Source organism: Paraburkholderia sp. SIMBA_054, from assembly GCF_046534875.1.
Lineage (GTDB): Bacteria > Pseudomonadota > Gammaproteobacteria > Burkholderiales > Burkholderiaceae > Paraburkholderia > Paraburkholderia hospita.
Map to the genome: position 1 here is coordinate 1 of NZ_JAWRXV010001125.1, position 258 is coordinate 258.

The 258-nt window shown below is 41.9% G+C and carries 1 protein-coding gene; it reads right to left on the minus strand.

Going from position 1 to position 258, the window contains the following annotated elements; translation table 11 throughout:
* The coding region (locus SB822_RS58665; RefSeq protein WP_410859317.1) for a (2Fe-2S)-binding protein at nt 1-258 on the minus strand (258 nt) is incomplete at both ends.

Here is a 258-nt window from a genome sequence, read left to right on the forward strand (position 1 = left end):
CTGTTGTAACGCCTCCGTACATACGTGGAATAACAGAGAATGTACCATCGTGCTGGATGTTACCATTCATTCTTTCATTAACGAAACGGGACGATTTATCATCTTCATATTCTTCTGGAATCGCCATACGTAAATAGTAGTTTAAAGCAGGGCGGCATTTCGAACAGCCGTCTTCATGTGCAAAACCAAGAACATTTCGTACTTCTTTTGGAGATTTTAAGCCTTTCTCGTAAATGGCTGCTACGACTTCATCACGGG